We start from the raw sequence: 9,379 nt of genomic DNA on the forward strand, positions 1-9,379 counted from the left end.
TGACCAGACCTCGCGTGACGCCCTGGAACGGGCGACGGCGGCTGGCAAGCTGGCCGAGGGCAAGTTCATGTACTCGGTCGTCATGTCCGACGACGCGCTGAAGTTCCCATTCGCCAAGGCGACCCTGTCGCCCGAGGGCGAAGAGCGTCTCACCGCGGTGGCCGAGCGCCTCAAAGGCGAAAACAAGAACGTCTATGTCGAGATCCAGGGGCACACCGACGCCACGGGCTCGCCGATGGGCAATGAGCGCCTCGGGGCCGAACGGGCCGAAGCGGTTCGCCGCTTCCTGAACAAGCAAGGCGTGGCCCTGAACCGCATGGCGACCATCTCCTACGGTGAGGATGAACCCGTCGCCGCCAACAACACCCGCGACGGCCGCATGGCCAATCGTCGCGTGGTGCTGGTGGTGCTGTCCTAGAGCGCTAGGCGAGTCGAAGCCCCGCGGTCTTGCCGCGGGGTTTTCGTGCGCGTTCAGCGAACTTCGGTCTTAGGTTAATGAGGTGTCGGGCGTTTCGAGAACACGGACGAAACGAAACATGACCGAATCAGCGACTCCGCTCGATTCAGTGTTTGTTCCCTACAGCCTATTGTATCTCAACGGCTCGCGACCACAATTCGGTTCCGGGCGGCGAGATGCCCTGAGACCTCTTTCTGACGTCAGGCTGGCATGAATCCCGCCGCCGCCTTGACGTCGGACCGGGCTTTCGACTATATCGCCCGCTCTCTCACGGGTCCTGCCCGTGGCACATCCATTTCTCGCGTAGGTCAGAAGCCATGTCGCGTCGTTGCGAACTCACCGGTGTCGGTCCCATGGTCGGCCACAACGTTAGCCACTCGAACATCAAGACCAAGCGCCGGTTCCTGCCGGCCCTCTCGCCCGCCACGCTCCAATCGGACGCGCTGGGCCAGAGCTTCCGCCTGCGCATCAGCAACGCGGCGCTGCGCACGCTCGACTTCCGCGGCGGCCTGGACGTGTTCCTGGTCGGCGCCCGCGACGAGCAACTCTCGCCGCGCGCCCTGAAGATCAAGCGCCAGCTGAAGGCTAAGCTTGCCACGCAAGCCGCAGCCGTCGCCGCCTAGGCGCAGCTACAGAACTTCGAAAAAGGCCGGTGGAAACACCGGCCTTTTTCTTTGGGTGAAAGGCGGGGCGGGGCTCAGCCCAGCGTCTCGGCGAAGAGCGCGGTCATTTCGCGCCAGTGGCGCTCGGAGGCCTCGCGGTCATAGGCCGCCATGTCGGGCGGGGCGTAGCCGTGCTTGGCGCCGCGATAGATGACCACCTCGGCCTCGACGCCCGCGTCCTTCAGGGCCTTGCCGAGTCTTTCGGCCTGGGCCTCGTCGAAGCTGCGGTCCTCGTCGGCGCCGGCCACCAGCACCTTGGCCTTGATCCGCGGCGCCAGCAGGTGCGGACTGGTGTCGGCGTCGGTGGCGAGATTGCCGCCGTGGAACGATGCGCTGGCCACGATTCGCTCCGGGAAGGTCCCGGCCGCACGCAGCGCCATGCCGCCGCCCATGCAATAGCCGGTCACACCCACCTTCTGGCCCTTCACCTCCGGCTGGGCCGCCAGGAAGTCGAGGAATGCGGCGGTGTCGCGCATCGATTTCTCGGGATCGGTCGAGGCCATCAGCGGCCCAAACACCTCGCGGCGCTGAGCGTCGTCTCGAATCGCCTTCAGATCGATGGGCTCATAGGGTCCGATCCGCCAGAACATGTCCGGCAGCAGGACATAGTAGCCGTAGCCCGCCAGACGCTCAGCCATCTCGAACAGCGCCGGCCGGATGGCGGGGGCGTCCATATAGAAGATGACGGCGGGCCAGGGGCCAGGGTCCTGGTTCGGCTTGAAGACGAAGGCGCGGGCCTCGCCATCCGGTGTGGGAATAGCGACCTGGGTCTGGCTCATGGCGTCGTCCCTATGATTGTTAGGTCTATTTCGCGGGCTTCCAGTCGAAGGCCAGGAGCAGGGTCCTCTGGGAGCTTTGGAAATTGTCGTCCGACAGCAGGTAGAATCGGACGCTTCCGTCCTCGGCGGGGATCGCCGCCAGGCCCTCGTAGTTGTCGACGGTCAGGGGCCGGGTCATCTCCAAGCGGGCGATCTCGCCGCCGGCGTCGTGGATGATCAGGGCGTTGCGGCTGCCGCGCACTGGATCCCAGGCCCGTAGCAGCCAGGCCATGCGGCCGGCCGGCAAGGCGCGAACGGCGACAACGCCGAACTCGGGTGGCTTGGCGATGGCGGCGCCCTGGACGCAGTCGCCAGAGAGCTTGCAGGTCCAGGTCTCGCCGGAGTCCTCGCCGGCGGTGACATAGGCGCCCGGTCCAGCGCCGGGAATCGCGCTCAGCGCCTCCATGCCCCCGTTGGCCGGGAAGCTCGCGGCCGGAGAGGGGGCGATGCGCGGCGCGCCGCCGCCCGCCGGATAGAGCAGGATGCGGTTGTTGCGCTCGAAGCTGAGCAGCATGTCGCCGTTCGGCAGCAGGGCCATGCCCTCGGCGTCGGCCTCCAGCTTGCCTTGCAGCGGATTGCCGTCGGGGCCGGTCAACACGGTGAGCGTCGCGCCCGCCAGTCCGGTCGGGGCGCCCTTCGAATCGGAGAGCAGCCGGGCCGAGAGCAGGTCGCCCTCGTCGCTGATCGCGATCAGCTTGCCGTCGGCGGATATCTCCATGTCCGACAGGCCATGCAGGCTGGCGGTGTCGGGCGAGGTCAGGACCAGCCCGCCGATATAGCGGAAGTCGCCGATCCGATCCTGCGCGGGGTCCTGCGCATTGAGCGGCACGGGCGTCGCCGTCACGGTGATCTGTTTGCCCGCGGCGACCGGTGAGGTGGGCGGCGAAGCGTGGATGGGCGCGCAGGCGGCGAGCGCCAGGAGCCAGACGGCTAGTCCAGCGCCCGCCCGCCTCACGCGACGGCTATCCGCACTTCCTTGAAGGTCGATCGCCGCGCGGGACCTTGCGGTCCCTGGGTGCTGGGCGGCGGGGCCAGCATGTTGGCGTTCTTGCGGGTGACCTTGCGGACGTCTTCGTCGAACAGTTCGGCGAGTTGGTCGACGATTACGCCGGCCAGCTGCTCCACGTCCACGATGGTCACCGCGCGGCGATAGTAGCGGGTCACGTCGTGGCCGATGCCGATGGCGATCAGTTGCACGGGGCTCTTGCCCTCGATCTCGGTGATCACGTCGCGCAGGTGGCGTTCCAGATAGTGGCCGGAGTTCACCGACAGGGTCGAATCATCGACCGGCGCGCCATCGGAGATGACCATCAGGATGCGGCGGGCTTCTGGTCGCCCGATCAGGCGCTGGTGAGCCCACATCAGGGCTTCGCCGTCGATGTTCTCCTTCAGCAGCCCTTCGCGCATCATCAGGCCGAGGTTGCGGCGGGCGCGTCGCCAGGGCGCATCGGCCGATTTGTAGATGATGTGGCGCAGATCGTTCAGACGGCCGGGCTGGGCCGGCTTGCCGGCCTTCAGCCAGTCCTCGCGGGACGAGCCGCCCTTCCAGGCGCGGGTGGTGAAGCCGAGGATCTCGGTCTTCACGCCGCAGCGTTCCAGGGTCCGGGCCAGGATGTCGGCGCAGACCGCCGCCACCATGATCGGCCGGCCACGCATCGAGCCGGAGTTGTCGATCAGGATGGTGACGACCGTGTCGCGGAACTCGGTGTCTTCCTCTTCCTTGAAGGCGAGCGAGGCGGTGGGATCGGTGATCACCCGCGTCAGGCGCGCGACGTCCAGGATCCCTTCCTCAAGATCGAAGGTCCAGGAGCGGTTCTGCTGGGCCATCAGTTTGCGCTGCAGCTTATTGGCCAGGCGTGAGACGACGCTGGAGAGGCTGGCGAGCTGCTGGTCCAGATAGGCGCGCAGCCGGGTCAGTTCCTCGGCGTCGCACAGCTCCTCGGCCGCAACGATTTCGTCGTGGGCGGTGGTGAAGACGCGATAGGTCGCTTGCTTGGGATCGCCCTTTGGGTCGGGACGGGCGGGCTGCTCGCCCTCGCCCATCTCCGGCGGTTCGTCGGTGTCGTCGGCGTTGGGATCGTCCTGCGCCTCGGTCATCTGGCTGTCGGCGTCGTCGCTTTCGCTATGCGACGCCTCGTTCTCGTCCATCGAGGCCTGCTGCGGGGACTGGCCCTCGCCTTCGCCCTCGTCGCCGTCTTCCTGGCTTTCGGCCTCGCCGTCCTCGCTGTCGCCGTCGTCTTCGGATTGATCGGGCGCGTCGGAAAGGTCATCGCCCATCGACAGGTCGCGCAGGATTGTGCGGGCGATCTTGGCGAACATCTTCTGGTCGTGTGCGGCGTCGGCCAGCTTGTCGAGATCGCTGCCGGCCTTGCTCTCCACCTCGGTGCGGAACAGGTCCACCAGCGGCTTGGCCATGGCGGGCGGCGGCTCGCCGGTCAGCCGCTCGCGCGCCATCAGGGCGACGATGTCGGCCATCGGCGGATTGGCCAGGGCTTCGAGCTGGTTCAGGGGGCGCTTGGCCCAGGCGTGCTCATGGACGATGCGCAGGTTGTCTTTCACGCCAGCCAGGGCATTGGCGCCGATCGCCTCGATGCGAACCTGCTCCAGAGCGTCATAGACCGGCGCGCCGAGCGCCGAGGCCGGGCGGCTCTTGGCGTGGGCGACGTTGTCGTGGTGCGCCAGGCGCAGGGCCATCTGGTCGGCCAGCCCGCGTATCCGCGCGGCGTCGGTCGGCGTCAGGTCGCGCGGCGGGTGCGGCAGCACCGCGCGCTTGCCGGAGAGCTGCGGGCCCTCGCCGGAAAAGACGATCTCCAGATCGGGCATCTCAGCCAGCGATCGCGCCGCATTGGCCAGCGCGCGCTTGAAGGGCTCGATAGGGCTTTCTGGGTTCTTGGCCATGGGCAAATCTCATAGCGCGGGTGGACGAAGCGAGGGAAGGGTGACTTGGCGTCCACGGCGAAAGGAACGGCCTGCCGACCCCGGCGTTGCCACTTCAAGCTGTTCGAGGAGATGAAAAATGTTGAAGTGGGCACTGATTTTCGCGGTCGTGGCGTTGATCGCCGGGGCGCTTGGTTTTGGGGGTATCGCCGGCGCGGCCGCCGGGATCGCCAAGCTGCTGTTCTTCGTCTTCCTGATCGGCTTCGTGATCTTCCTGGTTCTAGGGTTCATGGCCGGCAAGAAGATAACGGGCGGCTAGGCCGCCCGTCCCTGGCGGGCCTACTTCTTGGCGAGGTAGGCCTTGCCCTGGCTGCCGGCCAGATCGACCAGATCGCCCATGGCCAGGTTCACGTCGATGAGGTGCAGCCCCCAATCGGGCGTGACCGCGCCCGGCTTGATCGCATCGATGCGCGGATCGGCCTGGTCGGCGTTCACGTGCACGGCCAGGTAGTTGAAGCCGTTCTCGTTGACACAGGTGGCGCTGAGCAGTCCCGGCAGCGACACGAACGGCGTCGTGACGTTCACGCCCTTGGCCCAGCCCGAGGGTTCATGGCCGTTGCCGCTGGCGGCTAGGTAGCTGTGCAGTTCGCCCTTGCCGCCCGCCAGGTTGGCCGGGTTGGAGCAAGCCACTTCCATGGCGGGATTGGGCTCGCGCGGACGGCCAAACCGGCTGTTGGCCGGAGGCGGCGCGGTGTCGAGGAAGCTGGCGTAGGCGATGGCGCAGCCGGTCTGGGTGGCCGACTTGCATAGCGGGATCGACTTGAAAGTCCCAGTGTCCTTGCCCTTCTCGACGGGAAGACCCGTGCCGAGCAGCATGGCGGAGATCAGCTTGTCCTGGACCGGCTTGCCGTCGATTTCAGCGGCGATCAGCTGAGTCAGCACGCCCGAGCCCTGGCTATGGCCGATCAGGATCACGCCGCGGCCCTTGTTCTCATGGGCGAGGTAGTGGTTCCAGGCGTCGACCACGTCCTGATAGCCGGTCTGCGGACGTGGCGCGTTGGCGGCCGCGCCGCCGGGCAGGGCGGCGCCGGTCACCATGGCGCGCAGGGCGGTCAGGGTGAACTGACGATACATGGGCGCATAGACCCGGCACTTGGAGGCGAACCGCGAGAGCTGCTGCTCGACGACGCGCTGCTCCTCGGCGTTGGGCGTCATGTCCGACAGCAGGCCCGGGTCCATCGAGACGGTGGGATAGACGTAGAAGCAGTCGATCGGCGCCTTCGGATCGGCCTTCCAGGCCTCTTTGGTCGCCTGCCCGGACGCGGCGATCACCGTGGCGGTGTTGTCGTTGGAACAGGCGTCGGTACGACCGGGCCAGCACAGCCAATTTTGCGTTTTCGAGTAATCGTTATGGTCGGCGACGGCCGGCGCCTGAGCTGCGGCCGGAAGCGCCATACCGGTAAGCAAAAGCGTACCTGCGGCCAAGGCCGCGAGCGTGTTCCTGGACATCTATCCCCACTGAAAATCTATTGTCTGTAATGGTGCAAGGATCGCCCCGTAACGGCGTTCGGTCCAGCTTGAAATTCAGCGGGCTTGAGCCGATCCGTTGGCTTCCGCCGCCATCTCATCAGCGCTTAACGCGGCCTCGATGGCCGCGATCAGCTTGGCGCCCTCGATGGGCTTGGGAATGAAGCCGCTCATGCCGGCCGCCAGATACTCGGCGACCTGATGGCTCATCACATTGGCCGACAGCGCCAGGATCGGTGTCATCGGCAGCCCGCGTTCAGCCTCAAGCCGTCGGATCGCGGCGGTGGCTTCCACCCCGTTCATGATCGGCATCTGCACATCCATCAGCACGATGTCGAACTGGGCCGCCCCAAAGGCGTCGACCGCTTCGCGCCCGTTGCCGACCAGGGTGAGGTCGACGCCAAAGGGGGCGAGGAGGGCCGAGAGGATCAACTGATTGGTGGGGTTATCCTCGGCCGCCAGAATGCGTGGGACGGCCTGTGAGCCGGCCGCGCGGGTCGGGTGGACGGGCGTCGTGCGGGTGGCGGCGCGGGCTGAGGCCCGCCACTCCAGCGGCAGGTCGAAGGCGAAGGTCGAGCCCTCGGAGACGATGCTCTCCACGGTCATCGCCCCGCCCATCAGCGCCACCAGTTCGCGACTGATGGCCAAGCCAAGACCGGTGCCACCGAACTTGCGGGTGGTCGAGGCGTCGACCTGGTTGAATTTCTGGAAGAGTTCGCCCTGCCGCTCGGCCGGGATGCCGATGCCGGTGTCGCGGACGCTCACCTGGATGCCATGGGCCGCCCGCCGGGCGGTCACGGTGACGCTGCCCTGGTGGGTGAACTTCACCGCGTTGGAGGCCAGGTTGGAGATCACCTGGCGCAGGCGCGCGCCGTCGCCCCACCAGATTCCCTGCGCGTTCTCGTCGATCTCGATGCGGAAGGTGACGTCTTTCTGATCGGCGATCCCGGCGAAGGCGTTACAGGCGGCCTGGACCGCGACGGCCAGATCGAACTCGTGGTTGTCGATCTCCAGCTTGCCCGCCTCGATCTTGGAGATGTCGAGGATGTCGTTGAGCACGGTCAGCAAGGCCTGGCCGGAATCACGCACGACCTCCAGTCGATCGCACTGGGCCGGGCTCAGGTCTTCGCGCGCCATCACCTGGGTCATGCCCAGGATGCCGTTCAGCGGGGTGCGGATCTCGTGGCTCATATTGGCCAGGAACTGCGACTTGGCCACGCTGGCGGCCGCGGCCTGGTCGCGGGCCCGGACCAGTTCGTCCATCGCCTTCTGCAGGTTCGCGTCATTGGCGGCCAACTCTCGGAAGATCACCCGGATACGAACGGCCATGGCCAGGCCAGCCAGCAGCAGCAGGGCGACGACCATGGAAAACAGTGGAATGGCGTTGCGCATGACATCGACGCCCGGCTTCTTCGGCGTCCAGGCCAGTTCGCCGACGGGAGCGCCCTCGACCCCGATCAGCGGCAGTGAGGCGGGCTCGTTCGAAGTGCTCAAGGTCACGTGGCTGGAGGCGACGCGCATATCGTTGTCGAGGTTTGACAGGAAGCCGCTGTCGATCCGGCGCGCGGAGATCACCAGGTAGCTAGGCCCTGGCCGAGGCTCGACGGCGTTGGTTTCCGGGACGACGTTGGAGATCGCCACGAGGTGCAGCGCGCCTTGCGACGCCACAACCCCGCTCCTGGTGATCAGGGCGCTGATGCCTGCGGCGCGGCGCAGCAGGTCGTCCTGACGCAGGTTCTCTTCCCGTCGGACCTCGGCGACCAGGGGACCGGCGTCTTTGAGGAACGTGGCGCTCGCGGATGGTACGGTGCGTGCCTGGCCGCTCCAGGCATAGACCGGGCGGTCCTGGCTATCGAGGACGACGCTCAGTTCGTGGCCCATATAGGCGGCGAAGTACCCGCCGATATAGAGGTCGGCCCAGGCCGTATCGAAGTCAGGCGACAGCTTGGTATAGGCCTCGTCCCAGATCGAGGCCGAGACGATGCGCCGGATCAGCTCGCGCTCATTGCTCCGGAAGTAGTTGGAGATCAGGGCCCGTTCTTCGGCGACTTGCAGCCTGTCGACCGCGCGAGCGGTGTAAAAGAGCAAGCCGAGGCTGCCGGCCACGACGATCGCGACGATCAAGGCCGCCAGCGCCACGATGCGACGAACCGCACCGCGGTCGTGAGGTAGATTCGAACTCATCGCATCACGCCCAACATGGATGTCGGTTGTGCAATATTGCGACTATCAAACCATGAAGATCGGGGAGCGATGTGCGCATTGGGATCGTCCCGAAGGACGATCCCAAGCGATGGTCAGGCCACGCGGACGCGGGCGGTGCTTTCCGGCAGGTCTTGGCCGAAGGCGCGCTGGAAGAACTCGGCGACCGTGCCGCGCTCCAGCTCGTCGCACTTGTTCAGGAAGGTCATGCGGAAGGCGAGCGCGATGTCGCCGCCGAAGATCTCGGCGTTCTGGGCCCAGGTGATCACGGTCCGCGGGCTCATGACGGTGGAGATGTCACCGTTCATGAAGGCGTTGCGGGTCATGTCGGCCACGCGGACCATGGCGGCGATGGTCCGCTTGCCTTCGACCGTGTCGTAGTGAGGCGACTTGGCCAGGACGATCTCGGCTTCCACGTCGTGGGCCAGATAGTTCAGCGTGGTCACGATGGACCAACGGTCCATCTGACCTTGGTTGATCTGCTGGGTGCCGTGATAGAGGCCCGTCGTGTCGCCCAGACCGATGGTGTTGGTCGTGGAGAACAGACGGAAGAACGGGTTGGGCCGGATGACGCGGTTCTGGTCGAGCAGGGTCAGCTTGCCCTGAGCTTCCAGGATGCGCTGGATCACGAACATCACGTCCGGGCGGCCGGCGTCGTATTCGTCGAACACCAGCGCCACTGGGCGCTGGATCGTCCAGGGCAGGATGCCCTCGCGGAATTCGGTGACCTGCTTGCCGTCCTTCAGGACGATGGCGTCCTTGCCCACCAGGTCGATACGGCTGACGTGGCTGTCCAGGTTCACCCGGATCAGCGGCCAGTTGAGGCGCGCGGCCAC

The 9,379-nt window shown here is 66.5% G+C and carries 9 protein-coding genes; 3 read left to right on the forward strand and 6 right to left on the reverse strand.

Annotation, left to right across the window (positions count from 1 at the left end; translation table 11 throughout):
- Together Q7T84_RS03950 and rpmB are read left to right on the forward strand one after the other, a co-directional pair.
- Positions 1-418: OmpA family protein (locus Q7T84_RS03950; RefSeq protein WP_304806402.1), on the forward strand; the 418-nt coding region annotated here is incomplete at its 5' end.
- A 356-nt stretch (positions 419-774) separates the two neighbouring features.
- The gene (rpmB, locus tag Q7T84_RS03955; RefSeq protein ID WP_304806403.1) at positions 775-1,080 is read left to right on the forward strand and encodes a 50S ribosomal protein L28; all 306 of its coding nucleotides are present in this window, start codon (positions 775-777) and stop codon (positions 1,078-1,080) included.
- Positions 1,081-1,154: 74 nt separating this feature from the next.
- Here rpmB and Q7T84_RS03960 read toward each other — a convergent pair whose 3' ends face one another.
- Genes Q7T84_RS03960 through cobT form a run of 3 tightly spaced genes read right to left on the reverse strand, consistent with a single transcriptional unit; the run spans position 1,155 to position 4,835 of the window.
- Positions 1,155-1,898 (reverse strand): dienelactone hydrolase family protein, encoded by a 744-nt coding sequence (locus Q7T84_RS03960; RefSeq protein WP_304806404.1) that lies wholly within the window; start codon positions 1,896-1,898, stop codon positions 1,155-1,157.
- A 25-nt stretch (positions 1,899-1,923) separates the two neighbouring features.
- Positions 1,924-2,892: an esterase-like activity of phytase family protein gene (locus tag Q7T84_RS03965; protein ID WP_304806405.1), complete on the reverse strand. Its 969-nt coding sequence runs from the start codon at positions 2,890-2,892 to the stop codon at positions 1,924-1,926.
- Positions 2,889-4,835, reverse strand: a complete 1,947-nt coding sequence (gene cobT, locus Q7T84_RS03970) for a cobaltochelatase subunit CobT (RefSeq protein ID WP_304806406.1) — start codon at positions 4,833-4,835, stop codon at positions 2,889-2,891. Before cobT ends, Q7T84_RS03965 begins: the two co-directional genes overlap by 4 nt.
- Before the next feature lie 118 nt (positions 4,836-4,953).
- Here cobT and Q7T84_RS03975 point away from each other — a divergent pair, with 118 nt between their 5' ends.
- Entirely contained in the window at positions 4,954-5,133 is a 180-nt protein-coding gene (locus Q7T84_RS03975) for a DUF1328 domain-containing protein (protein WP_304806407.1), read from the forward strand.
- 20 nt (positions 5,134-5,153) lie between these two features.
- Here the strand turns inward: Q7T84_RS03975 and Q7T84_RS03980 are convergent, their stop codons facing one another.
- The 3 genes from Q7T84_RS03980 to Q7T84_RS03990 form a co-directional block, all read right to left on the reverse strand.
- Positions 5,154-6,323: a DUF3089 domain-containing protein gene (locus Q7T84_RS03980; protein ID WP_304806408.1), complete on the reverse strand. Its 1,170-nt coding sequence runs from the start codon at positions 6,321-6,323 to the stop codon at positions 5,154-5,156.
- Positions 6,324-6,398: 75 nt separating this feature from the next.
- Positions 6,399-8,525, reverse strand: coding sequence for an ATP-binding protein (locus tag Q7T84_RS03985; protein WP_304806409.1), 2,127 nt, complete (start codon positions 8,523-8,525; stop codon positions 6,399-6,401).
- A gap of 113 nt (positions 8,526-8,638) precedes the next feature.
- Positions 8,639-9,379: CbbQ/NirQ/NorQ C-terminal domain-containing protein (locus Q7T84_RS03990; RefSeq protein ID WP_304806410.1), on the reverse strand; the 741-nt coding region annotated here is incomplete at its 5' end.

Source organism: Phenylobacterium sp., from assembly GCF_030654915.1.
Taxonomy (GTDB): Bacteria; Pseudomonadota; Alphaproteobacteria; order Caulobacterales; family Caulobacteraceae; genus Phenylobacterium.